The organism is Alkalihalobacterium sp. APHAB7 (assembly GCF_048323755.1).
Lineage (GTDB): Bacteria > Bacillota > Bacilli > Bacillales > Bacillaceae_F > Alkalihalobacterium.
The window spans coordinates 42,032-65,350 of record NZ_JBLWFS010000014.1; the positions used below are offsets into that span (position 1 = coordinate 42,032).

The 23,319-nt window shown below is 35.7% G+C and carries 15 protein-coding genes; all 15 read right to left on the reverse strand.

The annotated features are described in order from the left end of the window. Window positions 1-35: 35 nt before the first annotated feature. On the reverse strand, window positions 36-1,580 hold the full coding sequence (locus ACNSTQ_RS14365) for a flotillin family protein (protein ID WP_418200502.1): 1,545 nt from the start codon (window positions 1,578-1,580) through the stop codon (window positions 36-38). 803 nt (window positions 1,581-2,383) lie between these two features. Continuing rightward, window positions 2,384-3,895, reverse strand: coding sequence for a glycoside hydrolase family 32 protein (locus tag ACNSTQ_RS14370; RefSeq protein WP_418200503.1), 1,512 nt, complete (start codon window positions 3,893-3,895; stop codon window positions 2,384-2,386). Window positions 3,896-4,071: 176 nt separating this feature from the next. Next, window positions 4,072-4,899 carry a carbohydrate ABC transporter permease gene (locus ACNSTQ_RS14375; RefSeq protein WP_418200504.1) on the reverse strand — a complete coding sequence of 276 codons (828 nt, stop codon included), beginning with the start codon at window positions 4,897-4,899 and terminating at the stop codon, window positions 4,072-4,074. 66 nt (window positions 4,900-4,965) lie between these two features. After that, entirely contained in the window at window positions 4,966-5,877 is a 912-nt protein-coding gene (locus tag ACNSTQ_RS14380) for a carbohydrate ABC transporter permease (protein WP_418200557.1), read from the reverse strand. Between the two features lie 92 nt (window positions 5,878-5,969). Beyond that, window positions 5,970-7,244 (reverse strand): ABC transporter substrate-binding protein, encoded by a 1,275-nt coding sequence (locus tag ACNSTQ_RS14385; RefSeq protein WP_418200505.1) that lies wholly within the window; start codon window positions 7,242-7,244, stop codon window positions 5,970-5,972. A 24-nt stretch (window positions 7,245-7,268) separates the two neighbouring features. Beyond that, entirely contained in the window at window positions 7,269-9,383 is a 2,115-nt protein-coding gene (locus ACNSTQ_RS14390) for a glycogen debranching N-terminal domain-containing protein (RefSeq protein ID WP_418200506.1), read from the reverse strand. Between the two features lie 94 nt (window positions 9,384-9,477). Beyond that, complete coding sequence (locus ACNSTQ_RS14395) at window positions 9,478-10,518, reverse strand: LacI family DNA-binding transcriptional regulator (RefSeq protein ID WP_418200507.1); 1,041 nt, start codon at window positions 10,516-10,518, stop codon at window positions 9,478-9,480. Window positions 10,519-10,838: 320 nt separating this feature from the next. Then, window positions 10,839-11,537 (reverse strand): response regulator transcription factor, encoded by a 699-nt coding sequence (locus tag ACNSTQ_RS14400; RefSeq protein ID WP_418200508.1) that lies wholly within the window; start codon window positions 11,535-11,537, stop codon window positions 10,839-10,841. Between the two features lie 50 nt (window positions 11,538-11,587). Further along, a complete protein-coding gene (locus ACNSTQ_RS14405; protein ID WP_418200509.1) occupies window positions 11,588-15,268 on the reverse strand; it encodes an ATP-binding protein in 3,681 nt (1,226 codons plus the stop codon). 731 nt (window positions 15,269-15,999) lie between these two features. Next, entirely contained in the window at window positions 16,000-17,172 is a 1,173-nt protein-coding gene (locus ACNSTQ_RS14410) for a Ger(x)C family spore germination protein (protein WP_418200510.1), read from the reverse strand. Window positions 17,173-17,174: 2 nt separating this feature from the next. Then, window positions 17,175-18,650, reverse strand: a complete 1,476-nt coding sequence (locus ACNSTQ_RS14415; RefSeq protein WP_418200511.1) for a spore germination protein — start codon at window positions 18,648-18,650, stop codon at window positions 17,175-17,177. Beyond that, on the reverse strand, window positions 18,647-19,777 hold the full coding sequence (locus ACNSTQ_RS14420) for an endospore germination permease (protein WP_418200512.1): 1,131 nt from the start codon (window positions 19,775-19,777) through the stop codon (window positions 18,647-18,649). Before ACNSTQ_RS14420 ends, ACNSTQ_RS14415 begins: the two co-directional genes overlap by 4 nt. Before the next feature lie 399 nt (window positions 19,778-20,176). Beyond that, window positions 20,177-20,377, reverse strand: a complete 201-nt coding sequence (locus tag ACNSTQ_RS14425) for a YjfB family protein (RefSeq protein WP_418200513.1) — start codon at window positions 20,375-20,377, stop codon at window positions 20,177-20,179. Window positions 20,378-20,429: 52 nt separating this feature from the next. Beyond that, entirely contained in the window at window positions 20,430-22,133 is a 1,704-nt protein-coding gene (locus ACNSTQ_RS14430) for a HAMP domain-containing methyl-accepting chemotaxis protein (RefSeq protein WP_418200514.1), read from the reverse strand. Between the two features lie 35 nt (window positions 22,134-22,168). After that, the gene (locus ACNSTQ_RS14435) at window positions 22,169-23,305 is read right to left on the reverse strand and encodes a methyl-accepting chemotaxis protein (protein ID WP_418200515.1); all 1,137 of its coding nucleotides are present in this window, start codon (window positions 23,303-23,305) and stop codon (window positions 22,169-22,171) included. Window positions 23,306-23,319 lie beyond the last annotated feature (14 nt).

Sequence of the window (23,319 nt, forward strand, 5' to 3'; positions counted from 1 at the left end):
CTCTTCAGTTGAGTGCTTCATTTTTTTACCCAAACTTACTCATTGCTTTTTGTCTCATCCGTTGTAATTGTTTCAGTTGCTGCGGCTTCCGCTGCGGCGATTTGATTATCGTTTCGCTGTGCGGTTTCTGTGCGAACGACCGTATGGGTATTTCCTCTGTTCACGAGATCTGTGAGCAATTTTGAAATATCGATTCCTGTTAATTCTTTTAAAGGTTCTTGCACTTGTGCCATCGTGTTCGTGATGCTTTTGCTGTAGGAAGAAACACCGTTTCCATTTCCAGTGGTGTCGATAATTTTAACGGATTCAATGTTGGATAATGGTTTTGAAATCGACTCTGCAAACTGTGGTAACATTTCGATTAATTTTTCAATAATGATCACTTCTCCATGTTTTGCAATCGCTTCAGCGAGTAATCGCTTCGCCTCGGCTTCTGCTTCCCCTCGTTTACGGATAACTTCCGCTTCAGCAAGACCTTCTTCTCGCTTGATTTTTGCTTTCGTTTCCCCTTCAATCCGCGCTCGTTCTGCATCGGCTTCCGCTTTTTTCGTCGTTTCGTAAAAATCAGCATCTGCTTTCGCTTTACGTACTTTCGCCTCTTCTTCCTCTAGTTTTACTGCACGTTCACGCTCAAGGTGTTGAATACGAAGTTCTTCTTCTCTTTTGCGTGCGTGAAGTTGTAATTCTTCTTCTTGAACCTCTTTATCGAGTTTTGCTTTTTCTAACTGGTACGACTGTTCGGATTTTGCTCTTGCTCGTTCGGTCTCTTCTTTTATCGCTGCATCTTTCAGGTCTTTTGCTTTTTGTGCGGCAGAAATTTCGATTTTACGTTGGAATTCTTGTTCTTTCGCTTCTTTATCATTGTTTGCTTTATGAATTCGTGCTTCTTTATCGCTATTGGACTCAGCGATTTCAGCGCGCTTTCGAACTTCAGCAATTCGAGGACGACCTAAGTTTTCTAAGTATCCATTTTCAGGGTCGGCGTCACGTAAATCTTGTAACCCTAAAGAAGTAATCTTGAAACCCATGTCGTCTAACTGCTTTTGGGCTACTTTTGTTACTTCATCGTTGAATTTTTCACGGTCTTCGTTAATTTCTTCTACGGTCATTTTCGATAAAATCGCACGAAGGTTAGCATTCAGTACTTCGGAAATTTCGTCGCCAATTTCATTTTGTTTTTTACCGAGAAACTGTTCAGCATAGATGGCAATTCCTCTTAATGTATCTGCCACTTTAACCATCGCCACAGCATCAGCGACAATAGGCACTCCGCCGCATGTGTAGACTCTTGGTGTTGTTAACTTTAATTGAAAAGAAGTTAAATCAACGGGAGTTGCTGTTTGATGCATTTTGAGAAGATGGCCCCCACCACGGATGATCTTCATGGAACGCCCTTCATTGTCGGTAAATATATTCGTTTCTTTGTTCGGATCACCTAATCTGGGCCCAGCAATTATTAACGCTTCATTCGACCTCGCCGTTTTATAACGAAACTTCATCCAGAACCACCAAATCACGCCGCCAATCGCAGCAAGAATTAAGATCGGGATTAGAAAAGAAAGAAATACTACAACGGTCATTTTAAAAAACCTCCCAAACTATGATTTTTATAAAGTGAAAACTTCTTGAGTGTTCGTTTTCTTCACCCCCACTTAAAATTAGATGAACCAATCGGGTTGTTACAGAGGCCTACTCGATTTGGGTCACAGAGACATTGTGGACGTGGCGAACTTTGTCTGTGTTTTTCTCCCAAATAGCCTAGAGGTTTGAAGTGGAGTCTTAGCACTTGTTGAACGGTATAAAACTAAAAAAGGCTGTATGTAGTACTTCTAATGAATAGAAAATAGTTCTTCAATGATACCTGCTTTCATTCGTATGCAAACTAAAAGGTTGTATGCAAATTTTTCCACCTTAATTCATCTCATACTGGATTTACGATTGAGAATTTAAAAGTTTTCATGCTTTTGGAAATAATAACTAATTTTTGATTGTTTCTCATTTTTAATGGGATAGCCATCAGCATATAGCCTGTTTCTTCCTGTTACTGGGAAAAGAGGGTTCATAACTTGAATGTATGGCCCGTTTACTCCATTTATTGTAAAAAGCAGGTTCATAACTCGAATATATGGCCCACTTCTGGCTATTGTTGGAAATAGTTGGTTTAAAACTCAAATATATGGTTCGTCTCTTTCTGTTATTGGAGAAAACAGGTTCAAAACTGTTGTACATGGCTCATTTCTTCCTGTTGTTAGAAATTGTAGGTTTGTAATTCGTTTGGATGGCTCCCTTGTTCCATAATTAGTAGAGCTCTGCAGTATGTTCATTACTACAAAAAACAAAAAAGCACAGGCTCAACCTGTGCTCCAGTTATTCTTCTTATGTTTTATTCTTTTTCCATATAATTCATACTGTGCTTCAAATCCCATTTTTTTAAATGAGTCAACTGGCAGGGGCCGTCGGAAAAAAAGCGGATGCTAGTTGAATTTTCATCGGGATAAATTCTTCCTGTCATCACCTTTTCACCGTCATTTATGAAAACTTCGACGGACGATTTATCGATAAAAATTCGTAAATGAAGTGCATTGTTAATTAATTGGACAGGAGCTTTTCTTACACCGCCAGGCCCAGAACCGGCTTGGTTTCGGTCAAAGATCATTACCCCACTGTTTACATCATACTTTAATTCGGTATACTGTTCGCCAGTTTCATTCATTCTCAGCTTTAAGCCAAATTGAGAAGCTTCGTTTGCATTTATGTAGACATCTAATTCTAATGAATTGCCGTCAACTTCTTTAAAGGCGACTTCTCCTTCGACCATTAGATTTTTGTAATTTACTTGGTTCCCGCGAATGTTTGTAATTTCAGGTACAGGTTTTGATTTGATCTTTCCGTTTTCTAATACGAGTTGACGAGGCAGTGTCATGGCACCGGCCCAATTTTGTTTTTGTTCAGGCATTTCGCTTTCCCACATCGCCATCCAAGCGATCATGATGCGTCTACCTTGATCATCGATCGTTGTTTGCGGGGCATAAAAATCAAAACCGTAATCGAGCATTTCGAATTCTCCGTGCTGTAATACTCCTGTATCGTAATCGAGTTTACCAAGTACATATCCAGCTTGGTGAAGGTTATGATATTTATCTCCTTCGGGCGTTAATCCTTGAGGAGACATGACGAGAACCTCTTGTTCTTCTAATGTAAAAATATCTGGGCATTCCCACATGTAGCCGAAGTTTCCTTCTCCTTTTGCAGAAACTGCCATGAACTTCCATGAAACTAAGTCACGAGAACGATAGAGCAGAATTTGTCCTGTTTCTTCATTTGTTTTTGATCCTAAGACACAATAATAGTAATCGTTATGCTTCCACACTTTCGGGTCGCGGAAATGGTAAGGGTGTATATTTCCTTCAGGTGCTTCCGAAATCACTGGATTTTCTTTTACCTTATCAAAATGGATCGCATCTTCACTTACTGCTAGGCATTGGACTTGCTTCAAATCGGTATCACGATTTTCGCCTGTCCATACATTCCCCGTGTACATTAAATATAACTTCCCGTCTTTTTCTATGGCGCTCCCAGAAAAGCAACCGTCTGCGTCATAGTCTTCACTTGGAGCAAGTGCGATCGGTAAATGCGACCACTGTATCAAATCTTTACTTTTAACATGTCCCCAAAACATCGGACCCCACTCAGGTGAATACGGATGATGCTGATAAAACAAATGATACTCACCTTTATAGTATATAAATCCATTCGGGTCGTTCATCCAAAACGCTGGTGTTGCCACGTGATAGTTCAACCTCCAAGGATCTTGTTTTACTTTTTCGTGCTCAATTAGTACCGATTCCATCGCTTTTGCGATTTGTTCTTTATGGTTGTTTGTGTTGTTTTCCATCGTCATTCCACCTTTATTCATCTATCAAGTTTTAGATATGATTTACTTTTCTTAGCGAGTATCATGTTCTTGCTTAGGTAAGGTTCCTATTAAAAATGCAAACCTTGCTTAATATGTAAAAAAGTGAGGCTACTAGTGAACCTCACTTTTGTTTGATACGTTTTTAGTATTATCCTTTATTTATCGCCTCTAAACGAAATTCCTTTTAAGAAGTATCGATTAAAGAACGCGTAGATGATCAGAACCGGTAATGTAAACACCATGGAGGCGGCCATAATAAAGTTCCAAAACGTGACATATTGACCTTTGAAGGCATTCAATCCAACCGTTAATGTGAACATCTCTTGATCGGTCATGATGATCAATGGTCTCATAAAGTCATTCCAAAATGCCATGAATACGAAGATCGCTTGTGCTGCTAGTGCAGGTTTGGCAATCGGTAAAACAATTCTAAAGAATGTTCCTAAGCGAGTTAAACCATCAAGTGCAGCTGCTTCTTCGAGTTCTTTCGGGAAGTTAACGAAGAATTGACGCATCATAAAGATGAATGTTGCGTTTACCATGGCAGGAACGATCATACCTTGATAAGAATTTAACCAACCTAATTCTTTTAAGATTAAGTAGTTTGGAATCATGGTTACTTGGCCAGGGATCATAAGAACCGCTAGTACGATAATAAACACACTCTTTTTTCCTGGGAAACTGATACGTGCCAGTGCATAACCTGCCATGGAGTTAAATAACAGATTAAGAGCTGTTCCAACTACGGCAATAAACACACTATTAAATAACCATCTTGGAAACAGCGTTTGCTCTATAAAAATTTGACGATAATTTTCAAGAGTAAACATTTGCGGTAAAAAGTTCATTGAACCGCTTAAAATCTCTTCTAACGTTTTAAACGATGAAGACAATGCCCATAGAAATGGGATTAACGTAACAATTGCATATCCGACTAGGACCACATATAGAAATGATTTTCCTATAGAGAATTTTTTCTTCATAAGATCTCTTGTCCTCCTTTGTTGCACAGACGAATTAGGGGCTCGAATGTTAAGTTATGATACATATTAATAAATCTTTTCATCTTTAGAGAATTTTCTTTGCAATAATGTTGCAACTAAGATGATCAACGCTAACATAAATGCAATCGCAGCTGCATATCCCATCGTACCCATTGAGCTAAATGCATATTGATAGATCAGTAGAACGACGGTTAATGTTGAGTTATCAGGTCCACCTGATCCGCCTGAGAAGATATACGATTGATCAAACAACTGAAACGTTCCGATAATCCCCATAATAATAACAAAGGAAGTAACTGGACGAAGCATTGGAACTGTAACATGGAAAAACTTTTGGATCGCATTGGCGCCATCCAGATCTGCTGCTTCATACAATGAATCTGGTATATCTTGAAGGGCTGCTAAGTAAATCACCATAAAGAATGGTGCGGTAGCCCAAATATTCATAATCATAATTGCAATTAAAGCGACACTTGGATCTCCAATCCAATTGTACGTAGGTAAGTTAAAAAAGGCTAAAATATGGTTAATTAAACCGTTTTGGTTGTACATCCACATAAAAATTAAAGTTAATACGGCTGAAGATGTTAATGTTGGTAAGAAATAAACAATTCTAAAAAACTTTTGACCTTTCATTCCTGCATTTAATGTTGCTGCTAAGAATAACGCTAATGCAGTTTGAGTTGGAACTACGATAAGGACGTAAAACGCTGTATTTTTTAAAGCGATCCCTGCACGGAAATCATCAAACATGCGGACGAAGTTATCAAATCCAATAAAAGTGAAGCTCGTTTGTCCGAGTAATTCTACTTTATGAAAGGCTAGAAAAACCGCATAAAGGATCGGTGCAATAATAAACAAACCTAAAGTAAAGATCATCGGGGAAAGAAATAAGTATCCTTGTCCTGCTTCACGTAAATCACGTTTCGTATATTTTCTTTTCTTTTGTTTCTTCATCGTATTGGAGACTTTTGTTTCTGGTTGTGGCATCTATCTACAACTCCTTTTAAAGGTGAGAAGAGAGGAGATCCCCCCTTCTCAACTATAAACTATTCAATTTCGCGGTTAGCGACTCTTTCAGCTTCTTCTAATGCTTCAGCGAGAGGACGTTGACCTAAAAATGCACTTGTAAATTGGTTGTTAAAGTTATTATTAATGATTGGTAAGTTCGTATCATCAGCCCATACTGTTGCGTAAGAAGCACCTGAAATAAATGGCTGGCGAATTTCATCATCGTATAATCCAAGACTTTCAGCTACAGAAACCCTAGTTGGTAAAGCAGATCCACCGCTCGTCCATTGTTCCATTCCTTCTTTACCTGTTAGATAAGAAATTAACTCCCAAGCTGCTTCTTTTTTCTCAGATTGTGCGTTCATAACATAAGCTACTGTGAATGCCATTGTTCCGTTTTGACCGTCGATCGTTGGAACTTCTGCTGTACCAAAATCAAGGTTAGGGAATGTTTCAGCTAAGAACGGTAATGTCCAGTTTCCTTCTAATATCATAGCTACTTTACCTTGACCAAACATCTCTCCACCCCAGTTTGCTCCAACTTCAGATGGCTGAGCTGCTGATTTATCGTCTAAACGCATATCAAGAAGTGGTTGAAGTGCTTCTACTACTTCCGAGCTGCCGAATGTAGCTTGGTTGTCAGTTGCCACTTTTCCACCTTTTGACTCAGCAATAAATACGTTTCTTGCCAGGTCAGCAACGATTCCATATCCGTAAACATCTGTACCTTTAGTTAATTGTTTTGCTAATTCTTGTAACTCTTCAAATGTTGCTGGAGGGTTTTCAATCCCCGCTTCTTCGAACATCGTTTTGTTATAGAATAATGCAAGAGTTGATGTGTCTTTTGGTAACCCAAAGATTGCCCCATCACGCTTAAATGCATCTAATAATGGTTGCTCAAAATCATTGATATCAAACTCTTCTGTGATGTAACCATCTAGTGGCTCTAGTACACCTGTTTCCATTAACGCTGGAGCTTCAAATGCATCTAAGAAAAATACGTCTGCTGCTTGTCCGCCAATTAAGCGAGTTTTCATAACGTCCATGTACTGATCAGCGATAACGTCTAATTTTACTTTGATGTGCGGGTTCTTTTCTTCAAATGAAGCTAATGTTTCTTCGAATAATTTTTGCTCTGTAGGTGATGATCCCCAGCCGCTTAACGTAATTTCAACTTGTTCTTGATTTTCAGAATCTTTTTCTGTTGTATCTTCTTTTGTAGAAGATGTATCACTACCGCCACAACCTACTAATAATCCACTAACTAATAATGTTGAAAATCCTAATGAAGCAAGAGTTTTCTTTTTAAACATCTTGTTTATCCCCTTTTTTGTAGTTTAAATGTTTATGTTAACTTTTTGATTAACAGCAATGTCAAAACCTGTTGTGTTACTTAAAATGTCTACTTGGAACTCGTCCCCTTGGCGACGAACAACTAAGTCAATGGAACCTTTACCAATAGCTAATTGTTCAACCTTTAAGTAACTCACTCCGTTTGGCAGGACTGGGTTCATTTCTATCGTATTGTTCAATGAATTCGGGAATAAACCGAGCATCGTTTGAACGAATACGAGTGGTGTGCCAGCAGCCCACGCTTGTGGTGAACATGCAACAGGGTATTTTACTGGTCGTCCTTCTTGATCGGAGTAGCCGCAGAATAATTCTGGCAGACGGTCATACTCAAAACTTGCTGCTGATTTCATCAGACCTTCTATGACTGTCATCGCTTGCGTCATGTGTTTCGTTTTACTCATTCCAAGTAAGATCATGCTATTATCATGCGGCCAAACGCTGCCGTCATGGTAGCTCATTGGATTGTAGCCTGCTTCACCTTCACCCATTGTGCGTATTCCGTAACCTGAGAACATTTTATCGCTTACTAATACATCACTGATTAAAGTCGCTCTCGTTTCATTCAACATTTCAGAAAATAAAACGTGACCTGGGTTTGATGTGATTGTACCTACTTTTGATTTGTCTTTATCTAATGCAAGCGCATAAAATGAATGATCTTCCATCCAGAAATGCTGTTCAAATTTTTCTTGTAGTTGAGCGGCTTCTTCTCTTAATCTTTCAGCTGCACTAGTGTTGCCGATTGTTTCATAGAGTTCAGCAATTCCGATTTTTCCTTGGTACACATAGCCTTGAACTTCAGATAAAGCGATCGGTGTTTCGGCATAGTCTCCGTTACGATGAACGATGGAGTCAGCTGAGTCTTTCCAACCTTGGTTGGCAATGCCTTTTGAAGACTCTTGATGATACTCAACAAAACCATCACCATCTCGGTCTCCATACTGATTGATCCACGTAATCGCAGCCTCAATATTGGTTTCTAGCTCTTTGAATAAGTCGATATCTCCCGTCCATTTTATGTACTCTGATAAAAGAACGAGGAATAACGGCGTTGCGTCGATCGTTCCGTAATAAGGTGTAAACGGAATTTGATCTGTGTTTGCTAATTCTCCGAAGCGGATTTCATGCATGATTTTCCCTGGTTGTTCATCTCTCCAAGGGTCTACTTTCGTTCCTTGATGAGCGGCCATTGTCTTTAATGTTCCTTTAGCTACTTCTGAGTTAAACGGAAGCATTTGCAAAGCTGCTATTAAACTATCTCGACCAAATGGAACCGCGAACCACGGTAATCCTGCAACTGGAAATTTTCCATAACCAAGGTCGGTAAGCAAGACTCTTAAATCAGCGATGCCTCGATCAACTAGTCTTTGTAACTGTTGATTGTCTGTTTCAATATTTGTTGTTGTTTCGTTCCAATGTTTGTAAGAAGCTTTTAATTGTGTAAGGGCTTCTTCTGGTTGAACAATTGTAGGAACATTTTCACCAACGACTGGAGCAATCGTAAATGCGATGACTTGTTCTTCGCCGTGAGCAAGGTTTAAATCGAATGTAATTTCACCCTCTAAGTTGATAGCGCTAGCATTTTGGTCCCATTGAATAACGGTTGCTCTTTGAATGTCGTCTGCCCCTGTATAGTTGAAGCGTAAGCCGCTTTCTAATTTTTCTTGACCTGTACGTTGACCTGTTTCCCCGTTTTGGAATCCGCGAACGATAAACATGTCTTGGAAATCTACATCGACTTCTACGCTCACTTGGAATGAAATCGGTTTTGGATAATAGCTTTTCATTTTTAATAACTCATATACGACATCGTTAAAAATAAATCGCTTTCTCTCAATTTCAACCGACTCTCTCCATAAAATGAGGGAACCGTCTTTTTCCATATGCGGGTTCGTAAGTAAGATCGTTGCCATATAGTTCTCATCGGCATTTGACGAAAGTAAAACCGGATCTTCTCCGTTAATCTTTACATTAAATTTACTTAAGTATCTTGTATCTTTTGTATAAAGCCCTGCCCCGTAAGAATGATTCTCAGGAATATTTCCTTTCTCATCGGTTAATAAAAATACGTCATTTTCCTTTATTACTCTGTAATCCATTACGTCCTCCTAAACATCCGAAACGTTTCGGTTTTTGTGTAAAAAAATATTTTAGCATAATCCGAAACGTTTCGGATTTGGTTTAAAAAATGGTTTAATACCATTCTTTTAATTTATTTTCAGCCGTTGATTCTCTAACCATTAATTGATTTTCTATTAAAACACTTTTATTTGTTTCTTTTTCTTCTAGTAAATCAATTAACATATTCGCGGCTTGATACCCCATTAAATATTTGTTTTGAGAAATCGTTGTTAACGCTGGTGATGCGTATTGTGCCAAGACAATATCATCAAAGCCAACAATCGATAAACTATCGGGTACTTTTCGCCCGAGGGAATTGGCTGCTCTTACAGCTCCTAACGCCATTAAGTCACTTGCACAAAAAAGTGCAGTAATTTGTGGGTAAGTTGCTAAAAGCTTTTTAGCTGTAAATTCTGCGGTGCGTTCTGAAAACTGACCATTTACTATCCACTCTTCGCGAAGTTCTAATCCTGCTGCTTCAATGGCTTGTTTGTAGCCTTTGAAACGTTCTTCACTTACATAAGCCTGTTCATGCCCATTGATAAATCCAATGTGCTGATGGCCAAGCTCAACTAAATGTTCAATTGCTCGTCTTGCACCAAGTTGGTTATTCGTTGAGACATACCCAACATTTTTACCTGTTATCGGAATGTCAATTAGTACGCATGGAATGTCACTTTCAACGACTTCGATTAAATAAGGATCGTCTTTCTTCATTCCTTGCAAGATGACGCCATCAACTTTACGTTCTCTGCACAATTGCGTGTAGCTTTTAATTCGCTGTTTCGATGTATTCGTATTAAATAAAATTGGATCATACTCATACTCGGCAGCGCAATCATTAATGCCACATAAGACTTCAAACGTAAAGTTATCCTTTGCACCTTCTCTACTAATCTCTGAAACAAGTAAACCAATGGTCTTGGATTTTTTCATGACGAGACTTCTAGCAACAACATTAGGGCTGTAGTTTAAGCGATCAGCAATCTCTTTAATATGTTTCATTGTTTTAGCGCTTACATCCGAATGACCATTAAGTGCTCTAGACACTGTTGTCACTGACGTCCCAGCTGCTTTCGCTATATCTTTGATCGTAGTCATGTGATCCTCCAAAACGTTTCGGAATTTATGCTTTAACTTTAATTGATTTTGAAAACGATTGCAACTATTTTTTTTACGCTATAAGTTTTTGGTCACAACAATAATAAGAACGTTTTATGAAATGTGAAGAACATGGAAACCTAATGAGGTTTTATTCGTCTTCTGTAGATGGTTGTGATAATTAGTTTAAAACATAATTATAAGGATTTTTCATATATTAATATTAATTTTTTGTTAGTTTAATTAATTGGGGAATCTAGTTGTTGTTAAAAAACCTTATTAAATTATTAATTGCATAGAAGTAGAAAAAACCTTAATCGTATTGATTAAGGTTAATTTGTCCACTTGTATCCTACGCCCCACACCGTTCTTATGTGTTGTGGATTTTTTGGATCTATCTCTACTTTTTTTCTCAAGTTATTGATATGAACATCTATTGATCGATCGGTTACAAATTTATCCATACCTTTTATTTTATTAATTAAGTTTTCTCTTGTGAAGACGATTTCCGGATTGCTCATAAAAAGGGAAAGGATCTTAAATTCCGAAATTGTTAATTCGATAGCCTCTCCCCTTACATCAACGACTCGCTTTTGACTGTCTAGTTCTATGGGAGAAGTGACGACATCGCTTCCTTGTATGAACTCATCTTGGAATATATTTTTTTGTGCGGATACCCTTCTTAATACAGCTTCTATTCTAGCCTGCAACTCTTTCATATTAAAAGGCTTACACAAAAAGTCATCGACTCCTGTATTTAACGCGAGAACTCTTTCAGAGGACTTTGTTTCTACTGAAATCATAATGATGGGTATGTCATGTTGGTTTTGAATTTGCTGACTTAAATCGTGACCATTAATATCAGGAAGGATTAGGTCCATAACGATAATATCTGGTTTGAATTTTGTTAAAGATATCATTGCACTTTCCCCAGTACTGCACCACTGAACTTGATACCCCTCGTCTTCTAAAAACAAATTTAACATTTGACCCATGGTCCGATCATCTTCGACAATTAATATTTTTCTCACTTACTATCCGTCCATTCATAAATGATATGTTAGTTCAATACCAGTTAAATTTAATCTTTTCTTTGAGTAATATTATTAAAATTTCTCGGTATATGCAGATCAATATACTTAAAAGCTTTTTCTAAACTAAGATGAAGTAAAAGTAATGATGTAAACATGTTAGGATCCCTTTTTATGATACATTTTTCTAACTCATTAGCTCGATTATAGAGAACTTTTAAAGATAAATTAGCCGAAGCTCCTTTTATAGTATGAACTATTTTTCTAGCTTCTTCATATTGCTCTTTTTCTATCTTTTCCTTAATAGTTTGAACAATACTCTCATTTTCAGTCCTGAAGTCTTTTAGTAACTTATTAAGGATTTTATACTTACCACCTAACCTATGAACAGCTTCTTCCCAGTCGATGATGCCCTCATTATTTTCTTGATTTACATTTCGGTTTAGTAAAAATTCTATAGTTTCAACGAGAAGCTGACGATCAATGGGTTTTGTAATAAATGCATCAAAAAGGTCTCGTTTATTATCTGAAAAAATGGTTAGATCTGCAGTTAGAGCAATAATAGGTGTTGTTTTAAAAATAGGAATTTCTTTTATTTTCGTAGTCGTTTCATAACCATTCATCTCAGGCATATGGATGTCCATTAATATAAGGTCAAACGAATTATTTTCCTCTAGTAATTTTAGAGTATCTTTCCCACTATCAACGACTTCGATGGTATAATTACCATCTGATAAAATGCCTCTAACAACTTCTTGATTGATAGAATTATCTTCTACAATTAATATTTTATTGATTGTAGGTGTTTCCTTGACTGGTTCAGTTGGTTTTAAAGGTTCAGTACTTTGTAATACTTCATATACCTCTTTTATATTCAAAGGTAAAGCTACTATATGATCAGGTACAGAGCCTTTTAATGTATTTAGTAATAATTCCTTTTCAAAGATTTTCGTATACCCAATTGTATCTATCTTTCTTTGTTTTAGTTCTATAGAAAGCCAGATCCATTTTTCAATTTCTATATGGTCAAGATTTAGATTAAAAATACAATGTGTGAAAGCGTACTCTTCTAAAATCTTATTAACTTTATTCCACGTGGGGACATAAATAGAATTTACCGTTATTGGTAACATTTTTCTTAGCTGCTCAACGAAAATAGGGTTCTTATCTATTATTAATATATTAGTATTTTCAGGCATTGCCAGTTGTAATTCATTTTTTACTGTTCCCGATTTGAAGAATAACTGGAATGTTAAAATACTTCCTCTTCCTTTTTCGCTTTCCACGATAAGGTTTCCGCCCATTTTCTCAACCAATGTCTTGACAATGAATAATCCTAAACCAGTGCCTCCATATCTTCGGTTAATCGTTTCGTCTATTTGAGTAAATTCCCGGAATAATCCTTGCATTTCTAACTTCGACATTCCAATTCCTGTATCAGATACTTGAAAGGTTAGAGCGTACTCCATATCATGGATTTTATGTGCTGATACAGTAAGAGTAATTAACCCTTTTTCTGTGAATTTTATTGCATTTTGAACTAAATTCATTAGTATTTGTTCAAGTCTAAATGGATCGCCTATTAGGTTAGCAGGAATATGCCTATCCACATCAAAAATAATGTCAATCGGTTTCGTATTTAGGAGTACTCCTGTCGTTGAGCTGAGTCTTTTGATCATTTCGTGTATACAAAATTCTTCTTCAACTAACAAAACCTTATCTGCCTCAATTTTTGAGAAGTCAAGAACATCGTTAATTAGGTTAAGTAGAATTTGCGAAGATAAGGTGATCTTGTCTACATAATCCCTTTGTGATTTTTGAAGATCCGTATTCTGTAATAATTCAGCTAAGCCGATCACTCCATTAAGAGGGGTTCTAATTTCATGACTCATTTTAGCTAAGAAAAGAGTTTTAGCCTGGTTTGCTTCTTTTACTTGTTCAATGGCTAAATCTTGCTTTCGTTGTGCTTCCTTCAATGCCGTAATATCACGGATAATGGCTGAAAAATAAACTTCATTGTTTTTAAAGTTTTTATGAGATACTATTACCATACTTGCGTCGAAGGAATTTCCCTTCGCACCTGTTATTGTCGTTTCCATTTCAACAAAACCGTGCTTGGCTGCTGCTTGAATTCCATTTGTAAAACTAGTATGTGTAGATGCTGTTACATAATCTTTTAAGAACCGTTTCTTATCACGTGTTGTTCCCACGTCGTTAAGTGACTCAATAGCAACTTTATTAAGGTAAAGGAGTTCCCCATTGTTGTTAAAAGAAATGATATAATCCTTTGCGTTTTCAACAATACTTAATAAACGTTCGTTGGTTACCATTTGATTAATGTAGTCACTAATGTCTTTTACGAGAAAAACATATCCTTTTAGCAGCCCTTCTTGCGTTACTATTTCATTAACGTTAATTTCAGTTGCCTTTCTGTTTTGCTCCTTATCACAAAACTCCCAGCTAATAAAATGTTTCTCAATGACAAGCTTTAAAAATGGCTTGGCTCCTCCTCGTTCTTCGAGTTCATATGGACACAATAAATCCACTATAGATAAATTGTTCATCACTTCATCACCGGAATATCCAGTTAATTTTTCAGCATATTCATTAAAGCTAGTAATCTTTAAGTTAGGATCCGTAACGATCATGGCATATTCATTACTTTTTACAATCGTTTCAAATGGTTCAAATATATTAATTAGATTGTTCGTCATTTTATTTACAGAATTTGCGATTAGAGATAACTCATCGCTTCCTGATGTAGGTATTGAAGGCACTTTTAATTGACCGTTTGCTACTTGTCCAGTAATTCTTATTATCTCTTCTAGCCTTTTTATTACTAAGCTATGTGATATAAAAACAATCAATAAGCCTAGTAAAGTAACAGTAACTAAAATCACAAATAGGGTTGAAAGGAACAGCTTTTTAATCGGTTCGTTGATAACACTTTCAGGTACTGCATAAATTACATGCCAACGGTTATATAATTGTGTATAAAACACTTGACCGCTAAACTTCTTGTTCTGAATTGATAGTGTACCAGTCCCATCAGCTTTTAATTTCCTTTGCAAGTTTTGTATTTCTAAAAAATTCAAGTCTTTAAAAGCATTGTTTTTATTATATAAGATGCTTCCATTGTTATTCAGCACAATGACTTCTGTTTCTTTAGGTACAGAATTTACTTGCAAGTATTTTTCAAATATTTCATTTGCATCAAAAGCAAAGCCAATAGATGAAGTAACTGTCCCTTCCTCATCAAAAAGAGGTACATAGACTGTAAAAATATATTCATTAAAAAACGTAGATTTAAAAGGTTCAGCTATTGAAATTTCCCCCTGTAAGGACCTAAGATAATTTTCTCGCATAGAAACGTCGATTTTTTGACCGTTTGTTAGTGTTAAATTTCCATTAAGCTCTGCAATGCCTATACTCTGTTTATCTTTAAGTAAATACTGGTCATTTAATCTCTGCAGCTTTTGTTCCAATGTTCCATTAATCATAACAGGATCTCTTTGTAACATTGTCCCCTCTTCGATACGAATTTGAATCCAATCCTCTAAATTTTTACTATTGTATATAGCATGCGATAAATATTGTTCTGATAATTTGTCAAGTAAACTATTTTTTGAAAACAAATAGTTTGCTGTTCCAACTGTAACTAATGCAAAACTAGTAATTGTAATGATAAGAGCTACCCATTTAAATCGGAGGGAGTTGACTTTTTTTCCCAAGTGTATCATCCTATCCAAGAATTTATTATTCCTTCTATTATTTTAAACAAATTGATCTTTTGTTAATAGAGCATCGTCTGGTGTAATTTTTTACATTTTCATTGAAAACTTTCACCAAATTATGGTTTAACACCCTGGGAGAAGTAATTAATTTAAACGCTTCCTTAATGATCGAGAAATACTTTTTTCGATAACTGTCTTATTATATAGTGATTTAAAATGATTGTAATAAGAAGTATAAAGGAAAAAGTGTATATTTTTTTAGCTAAACTAATGAGCAATATTAGACTTGAAAAAAGTGTAAAACTTGATAAAACTAAAAATAAAATAATATATTTCTTAACAAATATAATAATCCACCTACTTTGTAAATTAACAAATAGTTATTTAGCTGAATCTATTTAATATAGGAAAAATTATAAAACGAATGACGTTTTCATAAAATTTTTCTACCACAACGCATTAATAATAGTACCAAGATGTTAGGAAAGATTTAGTTTTTTTTATTTCTCTAGGAATTTTAATAAATAAGTGAATGTAGATGGTAAAAATGCTGTCGCCTATTAGATGATTTTAGAAGAACTGTACAGTAGTGTTAGTGTCTTATAGTACTATAAAATCTTTTCTAAAAGAAGAGGTGCGTCAATACTTCAATGTTACACTCATCCCCACTTTAATTAGAGGGATGGGTGTAACGGGATCACACTGAGAAGCGTTATCCTTTAATCTTTTTATTTATTTTTTGTTCTTAATTGCTTATTTTTAGATGCACTTGTGTGTTTTATATTTATTGTAACGTTAATATTTGTTAACTTTAACTCTTTTAAATTGTCCTTTTGTCCACTCTTTGATAAATCTTTCCATACATAGGGTTTTTTACGATAAAGTGTGTGTTCTAGATTGAAGAAATCTATATTTTCCTCAAGACCTAATTTATATAAATCTTCTATTTCTTTCTTTATGGCTTCTTCGGAGACTTTAACCATCTCTTCATAATTAAGCACCTTATTCTTATCTCTAACTACAATATAGCCTTTAGCTCTAAGGTTAAACTCAAATTCAATATTCTCATTTGTGCCAATTATATCAGTTGAAATTGAAGGGTCTTTAACAACGAGTAAAAAATATGGGTCTTCTGGATTTGATACAGGTATTCCTAAACGAACAGAATCCGGTGAAATCCAACGGTACCCTTTGATTGTGTCTATTGGAAAATAAGCTTTAAGCTCCTCTCCTTGCATGAAAAATGCGCCATCATATTCTAGTTTCAGTTCTCTATTTTTATTTTTTTTCCATTGGGTGTCATTCACTTTAATTGTGGGGATATTTACTGTATAGTTTGGCTCGTATACATTACTTGCAAATTCAAAAAGCTTTTGGGGTGCTAGGATAGAGCTTTGTTCGTGTATATCAGTAGGATTATGCAAGATAGTATTGAGTGCCTGATTAAAGAAACCAGATGTAGTAAAGATATCTTCGATAGGTTCTTTTGTTGCAAAAATCCATGGAGTCAATCTAAACTCCTCATACCTTGTAATCCCATCGAATATATTCTCAAACCCTTCTGCTAATGCCTCTTCCGTAATAACTATCGAAGTTACATGAGCCCATATAATCCTCTCTTGAGCCGTTCGATAGATCTGGAATAGAGATTCATTAAAAGTACTCCCTTCACCTGAAGCTACATACATAGTAACCTCTTCTCCACCTCCTTCACCAGCACTTCCTGCTTCACTTGGAAATCCAACCATTTGTACATACCCAATATACTTTCCATCCCTAAAGTCAATTCCTATTGCGGTTACGTAATTTAGATCTTCAATGTTTTTAATATCACCACACGCTGTTAGTAACATTAAATTGAAAATAATAATTAATGTTGATATGAAAGAGGTTAGTTTCATCCCTATTCTCTCCTCTTTGTAAGTTCGTTCCATGTCAAAACTTTGGTTTTAAAAGGATTAATCAGAAGTGTAGCTAATAAATCTTTTATTTTCAAGGTAACAACTGGTTCTAAATAATTCATTTTATAGGACTCAAGTTGACAAAGATAGATTGCAATTGCTATGACTCCAATAAAAAAACCGAATACACCTAAAAAAGCTGAAGGTATGATCATAAAGACTCTCAGTAAAGAAACTGTACCTGTAAGAGATTGATTAACCAATGTATATGTACATACTGCAGTTAGTGCTATTATTACTACTAATGCTGGCGATGTAATACCTGCTCTAATTGCCGCATCACCGATTATAAGTCCACCAACGATTGAAACTGTCTGTCCAACCGCAGCTGGCATTCTTACTCCTGCTTCCCGAAGTAATTCAAAAAGCCCTAAAACTAATAAAGTTTCTACAGCGAGTGGTAAAGGTACTCCTGCCCTTGATAGCACTACTGTCATTAAAAACGCGAAAGGTATTTGTGATAAATTAACACTTGATACAGCTACCCAGAATGCTGGTAAAAATATCGCTATTATAATACCAAAAACCCTCAAAATACGTTGAAACGCAGTAAAGTAATAAGGAAAATGAAGATCTTCAGGAGACTTTAATAAAAGAAATAGATTGGCTGGCCCAATAATAACTATAGGTGATCCGTCTACAACTAATACAAATCGGCCTTTTAATAGACACTCAACCACAAAATCAGCTCTAGTAATATAATCGAAAAGAGGAAACAAAGATAAGGTTTTATCTGATATCCATTGTTCTAACTGTCCGCCACTAATTAAAGATACTCCTTTAAAATTTTCTAACCGGTGTATCACTTCTTTTACGATTTGTTCATTTATTTTTTTATCAAGATATAACATGGAAACCTTAGTTTTTGTAATAGTCCCTAACGTAAAGGTCTCATTAAGGAGATCAAGAGATTTAATCCGTTTTCTAATAAGAGAAATATTTATATTTATATCCTCAGTAAAAGCATCCTTTGGACCTTTTAAAGCAACATCTGTTGTTGATTGTTCAGGTGTTCGTTGTGGAACCTTTGAAATATCGAGGCTATAAAAATAATTTTGATTAGAGGTGTACAATAAAACATATCCGGAAAATAAAGCTTCAACCATCTCTGAAATGGTACATACTGAATTAATAGTAGGCTCTTCCTCTTCATGGGCGCCCTTACATTCTGTACAATTTTCCATCTTCTCATAGTGTCTTGTTGCATATTCAAAAGCGACATTCAAATACTCATTCAATTCTGATCGATCTATCATACCAGCACAATAAAAAGCACAAATATTACGATTTTCTTTAATAATAAAGTTTATGTCAGAATGCTTTTGAAAAGATTGCTTTAATTCATTTACTTTTAATGTTCCATTTTCTAAAGAGTGTTGAAGTTGGTTAATTTGTTTTGGAACTTTTACATGCTTCAATTTGAATTAACACCTTTCTCTTGGTTTTGAGGTATAAAACATAAGATAAGTATGAAAAGAAAAACAACTATACCAAATAATATAAAATTTAAATATATGTTATATGTTATAAATTGCTCCATAATTATATCGCTGACAGGGAGGGATGAAATCACTGCATAAATAATTGCAATGAATCCTAAAGTCATCTTTTTTACTCGATTTGAATTTATCTCTAAATGTTCCATGAATAAACTGAAACACAAGATAATCTTTATTGTTGCTCCTACAAGAAGTTGAAAGACTGCTAAAAAGTCCACATGTGTAATTTTTGGTCCTAAAGTAACCAATCTCCATTGCTCAAATGCTGGAAACCGTAAATTACTTGCTAAATTTGGGCCAAATGAGGTCAGTGAACCTACTGTAGGCCCAAGAGTAAGCCAAATTATAATAGTTATTAAAATAAGGAATTGACCAACACTAAATGATTTTTCTAATTTGTGTTGTAATAATAATATAACTATAAGCTCTACACTCCCTCCTAAAACAAGTAAAGTTCCTTTGAGGATGGGTTCATACCCATTAAAAAAAACAGGTAATAATAATCCATATGACTTATCTGGTATTGTAATCACTGCAACGAACATCCCTAAAAGCCACACTATAGGCAAGAATAAAGCTGATAGATAAACGGCTGTTTTAACACCTGACTTTATACACGAAGGAATTATCAGAAGTAGATATACCGCCGAAATTAACCATAAGGACGTTTGTGGTACAAAATAGATATTCATTACTTGGATTACATCGTAAAATGAAACGAGTCCAGATATAAAAAGAAATAAAGCAAAAAGGAAAATGACTAAAGTAGCGATAGCTTTCCCTACTCTTATTGTTAACCAATCAAATAATTTTTGACGGTTTAATCTTCGCAATATAAATAGTAGTATTAAACCCCATAGAGTAAAAATGAAATAGGCGATTAGGATACAGATCCAAGAGTCGCGCTTGGCAATCGTGAGCAAATGAGGAATAATAAACACATGATTTGATATAGATGTATACATAATAATTAAAAAAGACATCTGTAGGCGTGAAAACATCAATGCAAAACCTGCCTTAGTTGTTTTATGTTTTTGTTTTAGCATTTCCTCTAAGGGTTCTATTATTCAGGGTATCAGATGAATTGATAATGGTTGCCGGGTTCTAAAGGTACATAAACACTTAAACATTTGAGAGAGTTCACTTGCAGAGTCAAAATAATCCTTAATCAATTGATTAAGGATACTTTATCCACTTGTTTGAATTAAAACATAAGTTTCATGTTTTTCATTTATGTGCGATTAAGAGATTTCCTCCAAACCACACTCTTTTTTATATTTACTGGTTGACAATCTTAATGTTTTGTCCTGGTTAAATCATTTTGTGAAAGAATAGCCAGTATTAGCATTAACATAATACTGGCTATTTAGCAATCTGAGTTCCTACACCTAAATAATTTTAAGCAACAGTAGAAATCTAGAATATTATTCCTGCCGCGTTGAATTTCACAATTTCAAATCAATACTTCTACCTAAATGTGGTTGTGCTGCATGTTGGATGTTTACTGAATTTGTAGTACTCATCAATTTTTGTAATGCTTCTCCCTGTTGTTCTGCACTTCCCATCGCTTTTTTCATTACAGAAATGGAAGCTTGTTGCTGTACTTTTCCTTGGCTGAGTGCCATTGATACTAAGGCTATATCCATGGGTACACCTCCTTTCACACGGCTATAGAATGTACTTTTTCTGATATTATAGTTAAGATGTTTTAAACTTAGAAACCATATCCTGTAGCTCGGTTGCCATCTCACTTAAAACGGTTGCAGAAGAAGCGATTTCTTCTATCGATGCATTTTGCTCTTCTGCAGAAGCGGCAATGGTTTGAGTTCCCGCTGAATTTTGAAGAGAAATGTTAGAGACGGTTTCAATAGTATTATTTATGGAGACAGTGCTAGCCGTTACCTCTTCTACAATAGCGGATACCTCTTGTGTTTGTGATGAAACCTCTTCAATCATCGTTACTATTTTATGAAATGCTTGTCCTGAAGTATGAACTGAGTCTTTCCCGAGCAACGTAACCCTCTCACCTTCGACCATCTTCGATGTCACCTCACGGACATCCCTTTGAATGGTTTCTACAATGTTATTGATATTAATACCCGATTGCTTTGACTGTTCAGCTAATTTTCTTACTTCATCAGCTACAACAGCAAAACCTTTTCCAGCCTCACCTGCACGAGCTGCTTCAATCGCAGCATTGAGAGCTAATAGATTGGTTTGTTCTGAAATATCCGTTATCATATCCACGATCTTCACAATTTCATGGCTTTTTTGACCTAAATTATGAATAGAGTTTGAAACAGACTGAACAGTTAATACGATATTTTCTATTTGCTCCACCGTTTCTTTAATTGTTGCCTCTCCCTGTAAGGCTTCCTCATTTGTTGATTGTGCTAAATGGGACACTCTCTGAATAGAGGCGGAACCTTCTTCCATTCCCTTTGTTATTTCTTGAATTACATCTACTAAGTCTTTATTCGCTCTCACTTGCTCCTCTGATCCAGCAGTCATGGCCATGATCGACTCTGTCACTTGAGAAATAGCTTTACTAGATTCTTCAGTACCGGCAGATAATTGTTCTGATGTTGATGCAACTAGCTGTGTAGTGTCTGTTATCTTGGAAATTAATGTAGTTAACTCTTGTGTCATCTGATTAATATCTTGTCCCAAAGTACCAATTTCATCTTTGGACCTTATTGCTAAAGGTTGCAGGTTCAAATTACCCTTGGCCACTTCTCGAACTTGATTTGATATTACTAGTATTGGATCTCTAATGGTCTTAATTAACCACAATAGGATTAAAATAGAAACAATGAGTACAATGCTTATCATAATGATTGAATTACTAACAACCATTCGATAAGTCCATTGACTCCTATCAGCCAAATTTTTACCTTTATCCTTATGTAGTTCCAATAGAGTATCTAACGGAACCTGCATTCTATCAAAAATAACGTTAGAATCATAGGATAAAAGGACAGCTTCATCACTTTTGTAATTTTTACTGTATTGAAGGATTTTTGAAAGACTTGATTGGAATTTATTCCACTCTGTGATTAATAAATAGAACAAGTCTTTTTCATGTTCAGTATGAAGTAAGTCCCCATATAATAATATTATTTCATCTATTTCTGCCAAGTTATCGTTTAACTCTTCCTCATACCTAATCTTGAAAGGTCTATCTTTAGATAAGATGTGCCTTTGCATTAAAGTTAAAACACGTTCAGAATGGTAATTGAAATCCCCTAAATATTCAATCTTAGGAGTAACACTAGATGAATAAAGTTCAACATTGGCATTTAATTGCCTAGCACTCCAATTGGATAATAAACCAACTCCTAAAACCAAAATTAAGATAATAAATAGTGCGGTTCCTAATTTTCTCCCTATCGTTTTTGTCACGCTAATCATCCCCTTCATGATGTCCCAAGTTGTAACTATTTCACCTTGAATTGTCTTACTAGATCTAATAAATTGGAACTTGCCTGGTTAAGCTGTTCTGCTGCATTAGCAACTTGTGTTAAGCTATCTACTTGTTGTTCACTTGCTGAACTAACCTCTTCCACTGACGCTGCGGCTTCCTCAGCTACTGCAGCAATATTATGAATACTATCCATAACTTTATTTTTTTGGTTTGTCATCGTCTCAACTTCAGTTCGAATTGCAGTTAAAGAAGTTACAATTTCTTCAATAGAAGCTTCTACTTGTTTGAAAGCGGCTTCTGTATCGTCCACGGACTTGGTCTGTAAGAGAAATATTTCTTTTGATTGATTAATTTCTGATTTTACTTTTTCAGATTGGGTAACAATACCATTTATCGTATCATTTACTCGTACAGTCGCCTTGGAAGACTCCTCAGCTAGTTTCCTCACTTCATTGGCTACAACTGCAAACCCTTTCCCTTGCTCTCCCGCTCTTGCTGCTTCAATACTTGCATTCAACGCTAATAAGTTGGTTTGTTCAGAGATGCCTTGAATGATTCCTATCACATGTTGAACTTCAGATATTTTTTCGGACAGTCCCATTACTACGTCCTCTACATTATGAAGAACATCATTCGTCTCGACCGATTTTTCCTGTAGTAGTTCAACTCTGGATCTACCGGTTTCGCTTGCACCTTTAGTATTGATCGAAACCTGTTCTATAAGATATGTTTCTTTTGTGACCTTTTCGATTTGTTCAGATAATAAAATCGTTTGATATTTTGTTTCTTCCACATCATCCACTTGTTGTACTGTTCCATTTGCAATTTCTGTCACTGCTAAAGAGACTTCTTCGCTAGACGCGATGGTTTGCTCAGAAATTGCACTTAAACTTTGAGCGGAAGCGCTTACTTCCCCTGCAGATGTTTGGACTGCATTAATTAATGTCTTCATCTTATTTATCATGATGTTGAAATTTTTTGTTAAATCAGCAATTTCATCACGTGATTTATGTGTTGCTACTATCGTTAAATCACCCGATGCCACTTTCTGCATATGTGCTTGTAATGTCTTTATCGGTGAAGTTATATTACGTGAAACGACGTACGCTACACCAATTGAGCACGTTATCATAATTATAGAGATCAGCATGATTTTAGTTCTTA